At 64.6% G+C, this 17,370-nt stretch carries 15 protein-coding genes; 6 read left to right on the forward strand and 9 right to left on the reverse strand.

Features of this window, described 5'->3' with window-relative positions; translation table 11 throughout:
* Nucleotides 1-116 precede the first annotated feature (116 nt).
* The 9 genes from hslU to gshB form a co-directional block, all read right to left on the reverse strand.
* The gene (gene hslU / locus ACIPZC_RS02800) at nucleotides 117-1,460 is read right to left on the reverse strand and encodes an ATP-dependent protease ATPase subunit HslU (RefSeq protein WP_241804078.1); all 1,344 of its coding nucleotides are present in this window, start codon (nucleotides 1,458-1,460) and stop codon (nucleotides 117-119) included.
* Nucleotides 1,461-1,536: 76 nt separating this feature from the next.
* Complete coding sequence (hslV, locus tag ACIPZC_RS02805) at nucleotides 1,537-2,067, reverse strand: ATP-dependent protease subunit HslV (RefSeq protein WP_012312406.1); 531 nt, start codon at nucleotides 2,065-2,067, stop codon at nucleotides 1,537-1,539.
* 164 nt (nucleotides 2,068-2,231) lie between these two features.
* The gene (locus tag ACIPZC_RS02810) at nucleotides 2,232-3,503 is read right to left on the reverse strand and encodes a dihydroorotase (RefSeq protein ID WP_241804077.1); all 1,272 of its coding nucleotides are present in this window, start codon (nucleotides 3,501-3,503) and stop codon (nucleotides 2,232-2,234) included.
* Complete coding sequence (locus ACIPZC_RS02815) at nucleotides 3,500-4,504, reverse strand: aspartate carbamoyltransferase catalytic subunit (protein ID WP_012312408.1); 1,005 nt, start codon at nucleotides 4,502-4,504, stop codon at nucleotides 3,500-3,502. Before ACIPZC_RS02815 ends, ACIPZC_RS02810 begins: the two co-directional genes overlap by 4 nt.
* Nucleotides 4,505-4,517: 13 nt before the next feature.
* Entirely contained in the window at nucleotides 4,518-5,036 is a 519-nt protein-coding gene (gene pyrR, locus ACIPZC_RS02820; RefSeq protein WP_241804075.1) for a bifunctional pyr operon transcriptional regulator/uracil phosphoribosyltransferase PyrR, read from the reverse strand.
* A gap of 49 nt (nucleotides 5,037-5,085) precedes the next feature.
* The gene (gene ruvX / locus ACIPZC_RS02825; RefSeq protein ID WP_012312410.1) at nucleotides 5,086-5,511 is read right to left on the reverse strand and encodes a Holliday junction resolvase RuvX; all 426 of its coding nucleotides are present in this window, start codon (nucleotides 5,509-5,511) and stop codon (nucleotides 5,086-5,088) included.
* Entirely contained in the window at nucleotides 5,511-6,080 is a 570-nt protein-coding gene (locus ACIPZC_RS02830; RefSeq protein ID WP_241804074.1) for a YqgE/AlgH family protein, read from the reverse strand. Before ACIPZC_RS02830 ends, ruvX begins: the two co-directional genes overlap by 1 nt.
* A gap of 155 nt (nucleotides 6,081-6,235) precedes the next feature.
* Nucleotides 6,236-7,138, reverse strand: coding sequence for an energy transducer TonB (locus ACIPZC_RS02835; RefSeq protein WP_241804073.1), 903 nt, complete (start codon nucleotides 7,136-7,138; stop codon nucleotides 6,236-6,238).
* A 147-nt stretch (nucleotides 7,139-7,285) separates the two neighbouring features.
* The gene (gene gshB, locus ACIPZC_RS02840) at nucleotides 7,286-8,239 is read right to left on the reverse strand and encodes a glutathione synthase (RefSeq protein ID WP_241804072.1); all 954 of its coding nucleotides are present in this window, start codon (nucleotides 8,237-8,239) and stop codon (nucleotides 7,286-7,288) included.
* 242 nt (nucleotides 8,240-8,481) lie between these two features.
* Between gshB and ACIPZC_RS02845 the strand changes: the two genes are divergently transcribed.
* Genes ACIPZC_RS02845 through ACIPZC_RS02870 form a run of 6 tightly spaced genes read left to right on the forward strand, consistent with a single transcriptional unit; the run spans nucleotide 8,482 to nucleotide 17,272 of the window.
* Complete coding sequence (locus tag ACIPZC_RS02845; protein ID WP_241804071.1) at nucleotides 8,482-8,883, forward strand: PleD family two-component system response regulator; 402 nt, start codon at nucleotides 8,482-8,484, stop codon at nucleotides 8,881-8,883.
* 47 nt (nucleotides 8,884-8,930) lie between these two features.
* Nucleotides 8,931-9,296, forward strand: coding sequence for a twitching motility response regulator PilH (pilH, locus tag ACIPZC_RS02850; RefSeq protein ID WP_400624696.1), 366 nt, complete (start codon nucleotides 8,931-8,933; stop codon nucleotides 9,294-9,296).
* Nucleotides 9,293-9,847: a chemotaxis protein CheW gene (locus ACIPZC_RS02855; RefSeq protein WP_241804069.1), complete on the forward strand. Its 555-nt coding sequence runs from the start codon at nucleotides 9,293-9,295 to the stop codon at nucleotides 9,845-9,847. Before pilH ends, ACIPZC_RS02855 begins: the two co-directional genes overlap by 4 nt.
* 47 nt (nucleotides 9,848-9,894) lie before the next feature.
* Nucleotides 9,895-11,919: a methyl-accepting chemotaxis protein gene (locus ACIPZC_RS02860; protein ID WP_241804126.1), complete on the forward strand. Its 2,025-nt coding sequence runs from the start codon at nucleotides 9,895-9,897 to the stop codon at nucleotides 11,917-11,919.
* Nucleotides 11,920-11,928: 9 nt separating this feature from the next.
* Nucleotides 11,929-16,818 carry an Hpt domain-containing protein gene (locus tag ACIPZC_RS02865; protein WP_400624698.1) on the forward strand — a complete coding sequence of 1,630 codons (4,890 nt, stop codon included), beginning with the start codon at nucleotides 11,929-11,931 and terminating at the stop codon, nucleotides 16,816-16,818.
* Complete coding sequence (locus tag ACIPZC_RS02870; protein ID WP_241804067.1) at nucleotides 16,811-17,272, forward strand: chemotaxis protein CheW; 462 nt, start codon at nucleotides 16,811-16,813, stop codon at nucleotides 17,270-17,272. Before ACIPZC_RS02865 ends, ACIPZC_RS02870 begins: the two co-directional genes overlap by 8 nt.
* Nucleotides 17,273-17,370: the final 98 nt, after the last annotated feature.

The raw sequence follows: 17,370 nt of genomic DNA on the forward strand, positions 1-17,370 counted from the left end.
AGCTGCAAGAAGTGATAGTTGAGCCACCCCGCAAAGACCATCTGAACGCAGTGCTGCAAGCGACGCCAAACAGCTTGTCGCTTGCAGCTTACAGCTTGCGGCTTGAAGCTTGCCGCTTAGAGGATGTAGCGCGACAGGTCTTCGTTTTGCGCCAGCTCACCCAGATGGCCGTTCACATAGGCTGCGTCGATCTGGATCGGCGCTTCATCATGGGCGCTGGCCAGGTCGCCAGCACTGAACGACAGCTCTTCGAGCAGGCGCTCGAGCAGGGTGTGCAGGCGGCGGGCACCAATGTTTTCGGTCTTCTCGTTGACCTGGTAGGCGATCTCGGCCAGGCGCTTGATACCGTCGGCCTTGAACTCGATGTTCAGCCCCTCGGTCTTGAGCAACTCGCGGTACTGTTCAGTCAGCGAAGCGTGCGGCTCTTGCAGGATGCGCTCGAAGTCCTCCGGGGTCAGTGCCTTGAGCTCGACACGGATCGGCAGGCGGCCTTGCAGTTCAGGGACCAGGTCGCTCGGCTTGCTCAGGTGGAACGCGCCAGAGGCGATGAACAGAATGTGGTCGGTCTTGACCATGCCCAGCTTGGTGTTGACGGTGCAGCCTTCGATCAGCGGCAGCAGGTCGCGCTGCACGCCTTCACGGGACACATCAGCACCACCGACGTTGCCACGCTTGGCCACCTTGTCGATTTCGTCGATGAACACGATGCCGTGCTGCTCCACCGCTTCCAGGGCCTTGGCCTTCAAGTCATCATCGTTGACCAGACGGCTCGCTTCTTCGTCGCGAACCATCTTCAACGCTTCCTTGACCTTGAGCTTGCGCGCCTTGCGCTTGCCCTTGCCCATGTTGGCGAACAGGCTCTGCAGCTGGTTGGTCATCTCTTCCATGCCGGGCGGCGCGGCGATTTCGACGCCTACAGCGTCGGCCACCTCGATTTCGATTTCCTTGTCGTCCAGCTGGCCTTCACGCAGGCGCTTGCGGAACAGCTGGCGGGTATTGGAGTCGCTGCTGGTCTGCGCGGCTTCTTCGCTGAAGCTGGTGACCCGGGCCTGCGGCAGCAGGGCGTCGAGAATGCGGTCTTCAGCGGCATCTTCGGCGCGGTGGCGCACGCGGATGATCTCCTGCTCACGCAGCATCTTCATGGCCGCGTCAGCCAGGTCGCGGATGATCGATTCGACATCGCGGCCAACATAGCCCACCTCGGTGAACTTGGTCGCTTCGACCTTGAGGAACGGTGCGTTGGCCAGCTTGGCCAGGCGACGGGCAATTTCGGTCTTGCCAACGCCGGTGGGGCCGATCATCAGGATGTTCTTGGGCGTCACCTCGGCGCGCAGCTCGGCAGGCAGCTGCATACGGCGCCAGCGGTTGCGCAGGGCGATGGCCACGGCGCGCTTTGCGTCGTCCTGGCCGATGATGTGGCGGTTGAGTTCGTGGACGATCTCGCGGGGGGTCATGGACATGATGAAAATGGTCCTCGAGCAGAATGAGTCAGCGTGGAAAAGCCCCGTCACCGGGATGGGGCGCCAGAACAGCTGATCACTCGGCCAGGTCCTGCTCCTCGATGGTCAGGTTGTGGTTGGTGAACACGCAAATGTCACCGGCGATGTTCAGTGCGGTCTCGGCGATTTCGCGGGCCGAGAGGTCAGTCTTGTTCAGCAGGGCACGGGCTGCGGCCTGGGCGTAGGCGCCGCCGGAGCCCATGGCGATCAGGCCGTCTTCTGGCTCGACCACGTCACCGTTGCCAGTGATGATCAGCGATGCGTCCTTGTTGGCCACGGCCAGCATGGCCTCCAGGCGGCTCAGGGAACGGTCGGTACGCCATTCCTTGGCCAGCTCGACGGCGGCACGTACCAAATGGCCAGAGTGTTTCTGCAGTTGGGCTTCGAAGCGCTCGAAGAGGGTGAACGCGTCGGCGGTGGCGCCGGCGAAACCGGCGATGACCTCACCGTTGTACAGGCGACGTACCTTTTTGGCGTTGCCTTTCATGACGGTGTTGCCGAGGGATACTTGGCCGTCGCCGCCCATGACGACTTTGCCGTGACGGCGGACAGAAACGATGGTGGTCAAGGGAGAGTCTCCACGCAGCGGGGCAAAATTGCCTGATGCAGACTCATATGGGGGTGGGGGGAAGGATTTCAACCATTGGCGACGAGCTGCAAGCTGCAAGCGGCAAGAAAAACCGGCGGGCCTGCTTTTCTTGTGGCTTGCAGCTTGTGGCTTGCTACGCGGGCTCAGCCCTCGTGGCAGACATGCCCGTCGACCACGGTGTAACGCACCGCGCCGGGCAGGCAGTGGCCGATGAACGGGCAGTTGTCGCCGCGCGAGTACCACTGCTCGCCGGCAACCGTCGAGGCCTTGGCATCGAACAGCACCAGGTCTGCCGCACCCCCCACCTTCAGTTCGCCTGCCGGCAGGCGCATGGCGGCCGCGGGGCCGCTGCTCAGACGGGCGAGCAGGGTCGGCAGGTCGAGCAGGCCATCGTCGACCAGCGTCATGGCCAGTGGCAGCAGCAGTTCGACACTGCTGATACCTGGCTCTGTAGCACCGAACGGGGCCAGCTTGGCATCGCGCTCGTGGGGCTGGTGATGGCTGGCGATGGCTTGGATCACGCCCGATCTGACCGCTTCGCGCAGGCCATCGCGGTCGGCGGCGCTACGCAGTGGCGGTTGCACGTGGTAAAGGCTTGAGAACTCGCGCAGCGACTCGTCGGTGAGGATCAGCTGGTACAGCGCCACATCGGCGGTCACCGGCAGGCCAAGTTGTTGGGCCTGGGCGATCAGCTGCGCGCCACGGGCGCTGGTGATCTGTGTGAAGTGCGCACGTACGCCGGCCTGTTCCACCAGCAGCAGATTGCGCGCCAGGGCCACGGTCTCGGCGGTTTCCGGGATGCCGGGCAGGCCGAGGAAACTGGCCATCGCGCCTTCATGGGCCAGGCCGCCTTGTGCCAGGTCGCGGTCCTGGGAGTGGAAGACCACGGTCAGGTCGAAGGTGGCGGCGTATTCCAGGGCGCGGGCCAGGGTACGGTTGTTGGGGATTTCTTTCAGGCCGTTGCCGAAGGCGACGCAACCGGTGTCACGCAGGGCGACCAGTTCGGCCAGTTGCTCGCCTTCCAGGCCCTTGGTCAGGGCGCCGATGGGGTAGACCTTGCTGTTGCCGGCTTCACGGGCGCGGTCGAGGATCAGCTCGGCCACTGCCGAGGTATCGAGCACCGGCTTGGTCTGCGGCGGGCAGCACAGGCTGGTGACACCACCGGCTACGGCGGCGCGGGTTTCACTGGCGATGGTGCCCTTGCGGCTGTAGCCCGGCTCGCGCAGCGATACGCCGAGGTCGACCAGGCCGGGTGCGGCGATCAGGCCGTCCGCCTGGATCGTACGGCTGGCACTGAAGCCGGCCGGGGCCGCGCCGATGGCGGCAATTCGGCCACCGTCCAGGTGCAGGTCGGTGACGTGGTCCAGGCCACTCTTGGGGTCGATGACCCGGGCGCCAAGAATGCTGAGGGTCACTGGGCGTTCTCCTGGTCGAGTTGACGTTGCGTGTTCTGCCCGCTCATGGCCATGGACAGCACCGCCATGCGCACGGCGATGCCGTAGGTGACCTGGTTGAGGATCACCGAATGTTTACCATCAGCCACTGCCGACTCGATCTCCACGCCGCGGTTGATCGGCCCCGGGTGCATGACGATGGCATCCGGCTTGGCGCCGGCGAGGCGCGCGGTGGTCAGGCCGAACAGGCGGTAGAACTCACCCTCGCTGGGCAGCAGGCCGCCAGCCATGCGCTCACGCTGCAGGCGCAGCATGATCACCACGTCGACGTCCTTCAGGCCTTCGGTGAGGTCGGTGTAGACCTTCACGCCGTACTGCTCGATACCGATCGGGATCAGGGTTTTCGGGCCGATCACGCGGATATCCGGGCAACCCAGGGCCTTGAGCGCGAGCATGTCGGAGCGGGCTACACGCGAGTGCAGGATATCGCCGACGATCGCCACGGACAGGTTCTCGAAGCTGCCTTTGTGGCGGCGGATGGTCAGCATGTCGAGCATGCCTTGGGTCGGGTGCGCATGGCGGCCGTCACCGCCATTGATGACCGCGACATCCGGGCATACATGCTCGGCGATGAAGTGCGCGGCACCGGAGTCGGAGTGGCGCACGACGAACATGTCGGCGGCCATGGCTTCGAGGTTGCGCAGGGTATCGAACAGGGTTTCGCCCTTGCTGGTCGAGGAGGTCGACACATTCAGGCTGATCACGTCGGCCGACAGGCGCTGGGCGGCCAGTTCGAAGGTGGTGCGGGTGCGGGTCGAGTTTTCGAAGAACACGTTGCACACGGTCTTGCCGCGCAGCAACGGGACTTTCTTGACAGCCCGTGCGCCGACTTCGAGGAACGAGTCAGCGGTGTCGAGGATCTCGGTGAGCAGTTCGCGGGGCAAACCGTCGAGCGAGAGGAAGTGGCGCAGCTGGCCCTGATCATTGAGCTGCAGCGGGCGCTTGGCGTCGATTGGCGTCATCGCGGGTGGACTCTTAAAGGGCGGAAGCGGTGGCGAGGTCCTGGCGCTCGAGTGCGAGCGGTGTGGGGCCGGTCAATTTTACCCGTTCATGGGCCGCCAGCGACAGGGTGGCGCCCAGCACGTTGGGGCGGATTGGCAGTTCGCCAGCATCCAGGTCAAGCAGGCAGACCAGGGTCACGCTGGCCGGGCGGCCGTAATCGAACAGTTCGTTGAGCGCGGCGCGGATGGTGCGGCCGCTCATCAGCACGTCGTCGATCAGCACCAGGTGCTGGCCTTCGACCTCGAACGGCAGCTCGGACGGGCGCACTTGCGGGTGCAGGCCGTTCTGGCTGAAGTCGTCGCGGTAGAAGGACACGTCCAGGGTGCCCAGTGGGCTGGTATCGGCCAGCTCCTGCTGCAGGGCCTGGGCTACCCAGACGCCGCCGGTGCGGATACCGATGTAGCGCGGCTCGGTGATGCTGCGGCGGGCGAGATGGGCGCGAAGGTCGACAGCCATCTGCCGGATCAGGTCGGCGGGATTGGGTAGGCTCATTGCGTGTCTCCAGGAGGGCGCCGGGTTGGCCCGACGGCAAAGCGGAAAATTAGGTGTTGGCCTCCAGCCAGCCTTGCAGCAGCAGGGCCGCGGCGATGGCATCGACCGGGTTGTCACGGTAGCTGCCGCGCTGGCCGCCGCGGGCCATGCGCTCACCCTTGGCCTCGAAGGTGGTGAGGCGTTCATCGTGGGTGTGCACTGGCAGGTTGAAGCGGCCGTTGAGGCGACGGGCGAACTTTTCGGCGCGGGCGCTCATTTCGCTTGGCGTGCCGTCCATGTTCAATGGCAGGCCGACGACGATAGCATCGGGCTTCCACTCATTGATCAGTTTTTCCACCTGGGCCCAGTCCGGTACGCCATTTTGCGCCTTGAGCGTGCACAGCTCACGTGCCTGACCGGTCACTACCTGGCCGACGGCCACGCCAATCTGTTTGCTGCCGTAGTCGAAGCCCAGCAGCAGGCGCAGCTCGGCCATCAGGCGTGCCCCGCCTGGCTGGTCAGCAAGCTGAGGTTGATGCCCAGGCTGGCGGCTGCGGCAGCCAGGCGCTGTTCACTGCCCAGGCCAAAGATGATGTCCGGGTCGAACGGGCAGTTGAGCCAGGCGTTGTCGGCGAGCTCCGCCTCCAGTTGCCCCGCTTCCCAGCCGGCATAGCCCAGGGTGATCAGGCTCTTTTCCGGCCCAACACCTTCGGCGATGGCGAACAGCACATCCTGCGAGGTGGACAGCGACAGCCCCTGCAGTTCGACAGTGGCCTGGTAGCTGCATTCGCTGCTGTGCAGTACGAAACCGCGGTCGGTCTGCACCGGGCCACCTTGGTAGATCGGCACCTGCAGGGTGCTGGCCGGCGGTTCCTCGTCCGGGCGCAACTGCTCGAGAATGTCCGCCAGGTTCAGCTCCTGAGGTCGATTGACCACCAGGCCCATGGCGCCATTGGCGTTGTGCTCGACGATATACGTGAGGGTCTGGGCGAAGTTCGGATCGGCCATGTGCGGCATGGCGATCAGGAACTGATGCTTGAGGTAGCTCGGGGCGAGGGTTTTCATGAGGGATAGTGTGGCGCCAGGTGGCGAGGCTGACAAGGCATTCGAGCTGCAAGCTACAAGCTACAAGCTACAAGCTACAAGCTACAAGCTGCAAGAAAAAGCAGGGTGCTCACCGATCGGCCTTTTCTTGTAGCTTGCAGCTTGTAACTTGCAGCTCAATTGCTGGAAAGCCTGTCGCCACGGGCGAACCGCCAGGTGCGGATGATTTCCAGCCTGTCGTATTCCGCCAGGTCTCCGGTAAACGGCGCAAATGGCGCTGCCAGCCGCACGATGCGCTGCGCGGCCTGGTCCAGTACTGGCTGGCCGGACGACTCCAATACCAGCACTTCATACAACGACCCATCGCGGTTGATCGACACCATCATCCGCAGGTTGCCGTAGATCTGCTGGCGGCGTGCTTCGTCGGGGTAATTGAGGTTGCCCACCCGCTCGACCTTCTTGCGCCACTCCTCCTTGTACCAGGCACCCTTGTCGCGCATGGTCGAGGCAGCGTTCAGGCGGTGGATGCGCGGGCGCTTGGCGTACATCTGCTGCTCGTTGGACAGCTCCGCCTCAAGGCTGGCGATCTGGCTCGACAACTGCGAACTGTCAAAATCCGGCGTAGCTGCCGGTTTGGGCTGCGGCTTGCTTTCCTTCGGCTTGGGCTCGACCTTCTGCGCCTTGGGCGCTTGGGTGGCCACCGCGGACTTTTGCGGTACAGGCGGCGGTTTCACCTCAGGCTTAGCCGCCGGCGGCGGGGTGACCTTGTTGATCTTGCTGTCCTGGAACGGCGCGATCTCGGTGGTGGTGGGCACCGCCTTCTTCTCCAGGGTGCCGCTGCCTTGCTGGTTGGCCTGGGCCTGGAAATCGGCCTTCTCGGGCGGCTTCTCGCTTTTGAAGGTGGCCAGGGTGATGTCCATGGTCTGGCGGATTTCAGCCGGCTTGACCACGGTAAAGCCCACGCCGAGGATCAGCGCCAGGTGCACCAAGGCAGCCAGGAACAGGGTAAAACCAAGCCGGTCCACCGGGCGAACGCGCGGTGGAAGCAGGTCGGAGGGGATGTCGGCGGGCAGCGTCATCAGGTATCCACAGTCAGCTTCAAGCTACAAGCCGCAAGCTGCAAGTAACAGCAGACTGGTGCAGGCCAACGTCTTATTGCGGCTTGCAGCTTGAAGCTTGCGGCTGCGCATCATACCCCACTCTGCGCCTTTGCTCCGCGTCGGCGGTCAGCGCGCCTTCAACTGGCGATCAATGGCATCCATCAGCTTGCCACCGATGTCGGTGTTGTAGGCCGCGTCGATCTCGCGGATGCAGGTCGGGCTGGTGACGTTGATCTCGGTGAGGTAGTCGCCGATCACGTCAAGGCCGACGAACAGCAGGCCTTTCGCACGCAGGGTCGGGCCGACCTGGGCGGCAATCCAGCGGTCACGTTCGCTCAGCGGGCGTGCTTCGCCACGCCCGCCAGCGGCCAGGTTGCCGCGTGTCTCACCGCTGGCCGGGATGCGCGCCAGGCAGTAGTCGACCGGTTCGCCGTCGATCATCAGGATCCGCTTGTCGCCGTCCTTGATAGCCGGCAGGTAGGCCTGGGCCATGATTTGCTGGGCGCCGAGCGCGGTCAGGGTTTCGAGAATGACCGACAGGTTGGGGTCACCCGCCCGGTGGCGGAAGATCGAGGTGCCACCCATGCCGTCCAGGGGCTTGAGAATCACATCGCCATGCTGGGCGGCGAAGGCACGAATGATGTCCGGGCGGCGGCTGACCAGGGTTGGCGGCGTGCACTGCGGGAACAGGGTGGCGAACAGTTTTTCGTTACAGTCGCGCAGGCTCTGCGGGCGGTTGACCACCAGCACGCCTTCGGCTTCGGCCTGCTCCAGCAGGTAGGTGCTGTAGACGAATTCCATGTCGAACGGCGGGTCCTTGCGCATCAGGATCACGTCCAGTTCGGCCAGCGGGCTGTCCTGCTCCTCGTCCAGCTCGAACCAGCGCTCAGGGTCGGCGAACACGGTGAGTGGGCGCATCCGCGCGCGGGCCTTGCCTTCGGCCTGGTACAGGTCGCGCTGTTCCATGTAGAACAGGCTCCAGCCACGGGCCTGGGCGGCCAGCAGCATGGCCAGCGAGCTGTCCTTCTTGTAGGAGATGGACGCGATTGGGTCCATGACAATGCCGAGGCGAACGCTCATGGGGGTGGTTCCTCTTGGCGGCCGGTAGCCGCAACGAATCGAAAGAAAAGTGGCTCAGGGTGGCGCCGCCAACGCCGCGGGTCAAGGGGTGCGGTGGATGGAATGGCCACCCGGAGTGTGCTAAAAATGAGCTGCAAGCCTTAAGCTACAAGCCTCAAGAAAAACCTGGCCTTGTGCCGGTGCAGCTTTTCTTGCCGCTTGACGCTTGCACCTTGCAGCTCAATTTCTTCTGGTAGGCATCTATGGAACAACCCCTGAAGGTGATGGTGATCGACGATTCACGCACGATCCGCCGCACCGCGCAGATGTTGCTCGGTGAAGCAGGCTGCGAGGTGATCACCGCCAGCGACGGTTTCGATGCCCTGGCCAAGATCATCGACCACCAGCCGCAGATCATCTTCGTCGACGTGCTCATGCCGCGCCTGGATGGCTACCAGACCTGCGCCGTGATCAAGCACAACAGCGCCTTCAAGGACATCCCGGTGATCCTGCTGTCGTCGCGCGATGGCCTGTTCGACAAGGCGCGCGGGCGGGTGGTCGGCTCCGACCAGTTCCTGACCAAGCCATTCAGCAAAGAAGAGCTGCTCGACGCGATCAGGGCCCACGTGCCCGGGTTCGCGGCGCACGAACAACACGCACCCTGACCACGCCCGAGGCGGTGTGGCCTTTATTTTCCTGATGGGGAAACAGCATGGCCCGAGTTCTGATTGTCGACGATTCGCCGACAGAGATGTACAGGTTGACCGAGTGGCTGGAAAAGCATGGCCACCAAGTGCTCAAGGCCAACAACGGCGCTGACGCTGTGGCCCTGGCCCGCCAGGAAAAGCCCGACGCGGTGCTGATGGACATCGTCATGCCTGGCATGAACGGCTTCCAGGCCACCCGGCAATTGACCAAGGACCCGGAAACCTGCGCCATTCCCGTGCTCATCGTTACCACCAAGGACCAGGAAACCGACCGTATCTGGGCGCAGCGCCAGGGCGCGCGCGGCTTCGTCACCAAGCCGGTGGAAGAACATGCCCTGATCGCCAAGCTCAACGAAGTGCTGGGCGCTTGACCACCCGCCCCCAAGGCGCGTCGCTGACCGCCTTCGAGCTGTTGCTGGACATAGACCGGCGCTGCCGCCTGCTGGTGGCCGACCAGCCGCCCCAGGACATGCGTCTGCAGCAATGGAGCGGTATCGGCTTTCGCATTGCCGGGCAGTGGTTCGTCGCGCCGATGGGCGAGGTGGCCGAAGTGACGCGCGAGCCGCGCAGCAGTCGGGTGCCGGGCGTACAGCCTTGGGTGTGCGGGGTAGCCAACCTGCGCGGCAGGTTGTTGCCGGTGATGGACCTGAGCAGCTTTTTCGGCCTTGGCCCTGCGGCACCGGGCAAGCAGCGTCGCGTGCTGGTGCTGGACCATGAAGACCTGTTCGTCGGCCTGCTGGTGGACGAAGTGCTCGGCCTGCAGCATTTTGCCCTGGATACCTTGGAGCTTTCGCCCCCCCAGCCGCTGATCCGCGCCGCTGCACGGTTCGTTCAGGGGCATTTCCCGCGTGAGCGCAACTGGGCCATCTTCAGCCCCTTCGCCCTGGCCCAGGCGCCGGGCTTTCTCGACGTGGCGCTATAGGACATTCGAACGTGAACAAGCCGGCCACCAATGTCGCCCCCAGCAGCATGACACCGCGCACGCGCAGCATCGTTCAGATCACCGTGCTGTTCGTGGTGCTGATTCTGTCGATCATTCTGCTGTTCGCCAATTTCGCCTACCTCAACACCCAGTCCAACCACGACAAGCAGTACATCGGCCATGCGGGTGAGCTGCGCGTGCTGTCGCAGCGCATCGCCAAGAATGCCACCGAGGCAGCAGCGGGCAAGGCTTTGGCCTTCAAGCTGCTGTCGGATGCGCGCAACGACTTCGAGCGGCGCTGGAGCTACCTGCGAGAGGGCGACCCGTCCACCGGCCTGCCTGCCGCGCCGGTCAAGGTGAAGGATGAAATGGAGGCGGTGCTTCAGGACTGGGAAAACCTGCGCAAGAACACCGATACCATCCTTGCCAGTGAGCAGACCGTACTCTCGCTGCACCAGGTGGCGGCGACCCTGGCCGAAACCGTGCCGCAACTGCAGGTCGAATACGAGAAGGTGGTGGAGATACTGTTGCAGAGCGGCGCCCCGGCCAGCCAGGTGGTGGTTGCCCAGCGCCAGCTGCTGCTCGCCGAGCGCATTCTGGGTTCGGTCAATACCGTGCTGGCGGGCGACGATACGGCGGCGCAGGCTGCCGATACCTTCGGCCGCGATGCCAGCCGCTTTGGTCAGGTACTCGAAGGCATGCTGGCGGGCAATCCGGCGATTCAGGTGACCCGCGTCGAAGATGCCGACGCACGGGCGCGCCTGACGGAAATCGCCGAGCTGTTCCAGTTCGTCGCCGGATCCGTCGACGAAATCCTCGAAACGTCGCCAGAGCTGTTCCGCGTGCGTGAAGCGGCCGGCAACATCTTCAGCCTGTCGCAAACGCTGCTCGACGAGGCCTCGCACCTCGCCAACGGCTTCGAAAACCTGGCCGCCGGACGCACCCTCGATACCGTCGGTGGGTATGTACTGGGCCTGCTGGCGCTGGCCTCGATCATCCTGATCGGCCTGGTGATGGTCCGCACTACCCACCGCCAGTTGCAAGAAACCGCCGAGAAGAACGAGCGCAACCAGCAGGCGATCATGCGCCTGCTCGACGAAATAGAAGAACTCGCCGACGGCGACCTGACGGTGACGGTCTCGGTGACCGAAGATTTCACCGGCGCGATCGCCGACTCGATCAACTATTCCGTTGACCAGCTGCGCGACTTGGTAGCCACCATCAACCACAGCGCCGAGCAGGTGGCAGCGGCGGTACAAGACACGCAGAACACCGCCCGCCAGTTGGCCAAGGCCTCCGAGCATCAGGCCGAGCAAATCAGTGAGGCGTCCGAGGCGGTGGGCGACATGGTCGAATCGATCGACCGGGTTTCCGCGCATGCCTACGAGTCGGCCAAGGTAGCCGAGCGTTCGGTGGCGATCGCCAACAAAGGCAACGAAGTGGTGCACAACACCATCAATGGCATGGACAACATCCGCGAGCAGATCCAGGACACCGCCAAGCGGATCAAGCGCCTGGGTGAGTCTTCCCAGGAAATCGGCGACATCGTCAGCCTGATCGACGACATTGCCGACCAGACCAACATTCTCGCGCTCAATGCCGCCATCCAGGCTTCGTTGGCGGGAGAGGCCGGTCGGGGCTTTGCCGTGGTGGCCGATGAAGTCCAGCGTCTGGCTGAGCGTTCATCCTCGGCAACGCGGCAGATCGAGGCACTGGTACGCACCATTCAGGCCGATACCAACGAGGCCGTGATCTCCATGGAGCAGACCACCGCCGAGGTCGTGCGCGGCGCACGCCTGGCGCAGGACGCCGGGGTGGCGCTGGCCGAAATCGAAGGGGTGTCGCAGACCCTGGCCGAACTTATCCACAGCATCTCCGACGCCGCCCAGTTGCAGACCTCGTCGGCCGGGCAAATTTCCCACACCATGTCGGTCATCCAGCAGATTACCGCGCAGACCTCCGCGGGCTCCGGCGCCACCGCCGACAGCATCCGCCACCTGGCGCGGATGGCCAGCGAGATGCGCCGCTCCGTGTCCGGTTTCACCCTGCCGGCACCCGCCGAGCGGCGCTGAGGAGTCATGATGGCTGCAGCAACAAGCCCCGAGCGCCACGATACCGTCGCTCTGGCCTGGACCAAGGCGTCCATCCTCGATTGCCTGGGGCAGGCGCGCCAGGCCCTTGAGCGCTTTGCCGGGGATACCGGCGATCTGTCCATCCTGGCGTTCGTGGTGGATAACCTGCACCAGGTTCACGGCTGCCTGCGCATGCTCGAACTGCGCGGTGCCACGCGCCTGGCCGAAGAGCTGGAGCTGCTGGCCAGGGCCTTTGCCGAGGGCCAGGTGAGCCCCCGCGGCGACTGCCTGGGCCCGCTGTTCCGCGGCCTTGAGCAACTGCCCTCGTACCTGGAGCGGCTGCGCGGCGCGCGCCATGACCTGCCTCTGGTCATGCTGCCGCTGCTCAACCAGTTGCGGGCTTGCCGGGGTGTCGAACCGCTGGCCCAGGGCAGCCTGATCAGCGCAGCGGCGCAGCGCTTCGCCGGCTCGGACGACCTGGCCAACCTCGACCTGTCGCTGGGCAATTGGCGGGAGCAGGTTCAGGCAGGGCCTGGGCGTGACGCGCTGCGTTCGGTGATCAGCGCGTTGTGCGACGACCTGATGCGCATCAAGGAACGTCTGGACCAGTTCGTCCGCGGGGACCGTCAGCACAGCGAACAGCTGGACAGCCTGTTGGCGCCCTTGCGTCATGTGGCCGATACCCTGGCGGTGCTGGGCTTTCAGCAGCCTCGGCGGGTCATCATCGATCAGGTAATGGCCCTGCAGGCGTTGGCTCAAGGCCAACGCGCGGCGGATGACGCGGTACTCATGGATGTGGCGGGGGCCTTGTTGTATGTGGAGGCGAGCCTCAATGGCATGGTCGGCCCGCTGGAAGAGGGCGGGCAGGGCGGCTTGCCCGGTTCGGACCTGGCCGAGATTCGCCAGCTGGTGTTGAACGAATCGCTGAACGTGTTGCAGCAGGCCAAGGACCTGATCGGCGATTGCCTGGAATCCGGTTGGCCGCGCCAGCGCCTGCAACCATTGCCGGGGTTGCTGCAGCAGGTACGAGGGGCGTTGGCGATGCTGATGCTGCCGGACGCGGCGGAAGTCTTGGCTGGTTGCGCGGGGTATGTGCACGGTTGGTTGCAGCACCTGGATGTCGAGCCGCCGGCGGTTGAGCTTGACCACCTGGCCGATGCCCTCAGCGCCAGTGAGTGTTACCTGCAATGGCGGGTAGCCGACCCTCTGGCCGATGCCCAGCCTTTCCTCGCCAGGGCGCGCGCCAGCCTGGCGGCGCTCGGTGTGCAGTGCACGCTCGGCGAAGACGCCATGGCCCAGGACGGCAGTACCGACGGGGTTGATGACGAGTTGCGCGAGGTCTTCCTGGAAGAGGCCGGCGAGCTGCTGCCGCAGATCGAGCGGCATTGGTTGCGCTGGCGCGCCGATAACAGCCTGCGGGATGCCTTGCTGGAGGTGCGCCGCGACTTGCATACGCTCAAAGGCAGTGGCCGCATGGTCCATGCTCAGGCGGTCGCCGAATTGGCCTGGGGCGGTGAGCACCTGCTCAACCGGGTACTCGAAGGGCGCACGACACTGGCCCCCGAGGGTGTGGTGGCGCTGCAGCAGGTCGTGGTGCATTTGCCCGACCTGCTGGCCGATTTTGCCGCCGGCCAGATGCCGCAGGTGACCGAAATCGAGCAGTTGGCAAGCCACCTGCATGCGCTGGCGGAGAAGGATTCGCCCGCGGGTGCCGAAATCGATGGCCTCGATCCGCTGCTGCTGGACATCTTCCGCAATGAAGCCCAGGGCCATCTGGCCAGCCTGGAGGCATTTCTGCAGCGTACAGACGGTCAGGGCACCGAGGTCAGCGACACCTTGCAACGCGCCTTGCACACCTTGAAGGGCAGCGCCGCGATGGCCGGCGTATTGCCAATCGCCGAGCTCGCCACCGCGCTCGACCGGCTGGTGCGCGAGTACCGGGGGCACCACCTGCCCTTGCAAGCGGCAGAACGCCAATGGCTTGAAGAAGCACGCGGCTTGTTCCAGCTGGGCCTGGCGCAATTGACCAGCACTCCGCTGGCACCCATTTGCGGCGCCGCGCAACTGATCGAACAGGTCGGTGAAGCCGTGGACCTGCGCTTGGCCAGCTTGCATGAGGAGCCGCCGCATGGACGCCGGGGCAAGCGTGACCCGCAGTTGATCGCCAGCTTCCTCGCCCAGTCGATGGACATCCTGCTGGATGCCGAGGCCCTGTTGGCGCGCTGGCAGGAGCAGCCCGGCCAACGCCAGTCGCTGGACAGCTTGCTCGACGGGCTGACCACCCTCTGCCACGGTGCACACCTGGCCGACCTGTGGCAGATGGACGATGTCTGTGAAGCGCTGCTGGACCTGTACGGCGCGGTGGAAGAGGGCAGCCTGGCCGCCGATGGCCGCTTTTTTGTCCTGGCACGGCAGGCGCACGAGGCGCTGCTCGACATGCTCGACGAAGTCGCTGCCGGCCAGGAGCCGACCGCCCGCCCAGCCTGCGTCGAGGGTTTGCGGAGCTTGCTGGACGACGCCCTGGCGCCCGAGGCCACTGGCCTGGTGGCACCAGGCTCGGTCACACGCCTCGATGGCCCCCCGGCGCCGGCTGAGGAGGCGGAAAACCCGGGCGACAAGGAGCTGCTTGAAGTCTTCCTCGAAGAAAGCTCCGACATTGTTGAAAGCGCCGCCGCCGCGCTTGCGCGTTGGCAGGCCGACCCGCGCAACAGCGCCGAGGTGGACAACCTGCTGCGTGATTTGCACACGCTCAAGGGCGGGGCGCGCATGGTGCAAATCCCCGCTATCGGTGACCTGGCCCACGAACTGGAATTCCTGTACGAACTGCTGGCTGCCGGGCGCTTGCCACCGGGTGCACCGTTGTTCGCCCTGTTGCAGAACTGCCATGACCGCCTGGCGCACATGCTCGACGCGGTGCGCCTGGGGCAGCCGCTGCATGCGGCGACTGCGTTGATCGACTACATCCGCAACTTCAGCAGCGCCGCCCTGACCGACAGCGTTGCCGGGCAGGCCCCGGCCGGGGCAGCACCTGCCGACGCACCTGCCGCTTCGCCAGAGCGGCCCCCCGGTGACCTGGTCAAGGTGGATGCCGAACTGCTCGATGACCTGGGCAATCTGGCAGGTGAGCACTCGGTGATCCGTGGGCGTATCGAGCAACAGGTCAATGACGCCCAATTCGCCTTGAGCGAGATGGAAACCACGCTGGAGCGCATGCGCGACCAGTTGCTGCGCCTGGACATGGAAACCCAAGGTCGGATCAGCAGCCGTCAGCCGTTCGAAGGTGACGCCTACGAGGATTTCGACCCACTGGAAATGGACCGCCATTCCCAACTGCAACAATTATCACGGGCATTGTTCGAATCGGCCTCTGACCTGCTTGACCTGAAAGAGACGCTGGCCCACCGCGCGCAGGAGGCGCAGGCCTTGCTGCAGCAGCAGGCGAGGGTGAACAGCCAGTTGCAGGAAGGCCTTACCGCGACGCTGATGGTGCCATTCGAACGCCTGGTGCCGCGCTTGCAACGGGTGGTGCGCCAAGTGGCCAGCGAGTTGGGCAAGCAGGTGGAACTGGTGGTCGGCAACGCCGAAGGCGAGCTTGATCGCAGTGTTCTGGAACGTATGCTCGCGCCCTTGGAGCACATGCTGCGCAATGCTGTGGATCATGGCCTCGAGACCCGGGAAGCGCGCCTGGCTGCCGGTAAACCTGAGCAAGGCACCATCCATCTCAATTTGCTCCATGAGGGGGCCGATATTGTCATCGAGATGACCGACGACGGCGCCGGCGTGCCGCTGGACGCGGTGCGGCGCAAGGCGATCAAGCGTGGCCTGCTAGACCCCCAGGCCCACCTGAGTGACCACGAAATCCTGCAGTTCATCTTGCGCCCGGGGTTTTCCACCGCAGAGAAGATCACCCAGATTTCCGGGCGTGGCCTGGGCATGGACGTGGTGCACGAAGAGGTCAAGCAACTGGGTGGCTCGATGAGTATCGAGTCGGCGCAGGGCAAGGGCGCACGCTTTCTGATTCGCCTGCCGTTCACGGTGTCGATCAACCGTGCCGTGATGGTTCACCTGGGTGAGGAGCAGTACGCCATCCCGCTCAATACCATCGAAGGCATCGTGCGGGTGCCGCCGGCCGAGCTGGCTATCTGTTACCAGCGGGATGTGCCGCGCTACGCCTATGCTGGCCATGAATACGATTTGCGTTACCTGGGCGAGCTGCTGCAAGGCCTGCCGCGGCCGAGCCTTCTGGGCCAGAGCGTGCCATTGCCGGTGTTGCTGGTGCATTCCCAGCAACAGTCGTTCGCGATCCAGGTCGACAGCCTGTCGCCGAGCCGCGAGATCGTGGTGAAGAGCTTGGGCCCGCAGTTCGCTGCCGTGCCAGGGTTGTCCGGCGCGACCTTGCTCGGTGATGGTCGGGTGGTGCTGATTCTTGATCTGCTTGGCCAGTTGCGCGGCCAGCAGCGCCGCCTGGCGCGGCTGCCGGGTGGTAGCGGGGTGCAGCGCACGCTGTTCGGCCCGGCGCCGCGGCGGGCATTGCTGGTGATGGTGGTGGATGATTCGGTGACCGTGCGCAAGGTGACCAGCCGCCTGCTGGAGCGCCATGGCATGAGCGTGCTGACGGCCAAGGACGGTGTGGATGCCATGGCACTGCTGGAAGAGCACCGCCCGGATGTGTTGCTGCTGGATATCGAGATGCCGCGCATGGATGGCTTTGAAGTGGCCACCCGCATTCGTCGCGATGAGCGCCTGAAGGACCTGCCGATCATCATGATCACCTCACGCACCGGGCAGAAGCACCGCGACCGGGCCATGGCCATCGGTGTCAACGACTACCTGGGCAAGCCGTATCAGGAGTCGGTGCTGTTGCAGAGTATCGCCCATTGGAGCCAAACCCATGCTTGAGTTGATCGCAGGCCAGCGCAGCAGCCTGACCGGCCTGTTGTTGCCGTTGGGCGACCGAACCCTGGTGTTGCCCAATGTGGCTGTGGCCGAGCTTATCGGCCAGCGCAACCTGGTGTGCCAGCGTGCCCAACCGTCCTGGCACCTGGGGTGGATCGACTGGCGCCAGCAGCACCTGCCGCTGATCGGCTTCGAGGCAGCGTGCGGTGGTGAAACCCCGTGTGGCGAGCGGGCGCGTATCGTGGTGCTGAACGCTTTGGGCGACACCGGCCTGCGATATCTGGCGGTGTTGCTGCAGGACATCCCACGCTCGTGCAAGCTCGACAGCCAGCTGAATTATGTGGATGTGGCGTTGGCCAGCCTGGAGTTGGCGGCGGTGCAGGTGGGCGAGCAGGTGGCACGGGTGCCTGACCTGGTTGGGCTGGAAAGGCTCGTGCGTGACGCGCACCTGCCATGACAGCAGCTGCAAGCGGCAAGCTTCAAGTTTCAAGCTGATCGCGTTGAGTGGGAGAGTATCGCTCTTGCTCTTGCTCTTGCTCTTGCTCTTGCTCTTGC

It is taken from the genome of Pseudomonas sp. NPDC089743 (assembly GCF_044748785.1).
Classification (GTDB): Bacteria; Pseudomonadota; Gammaproteobacteria; order Pseudomonadales; family Pseudomonadaceae; genus Aquipseudomonas; species Aquipseudomonas putida_X.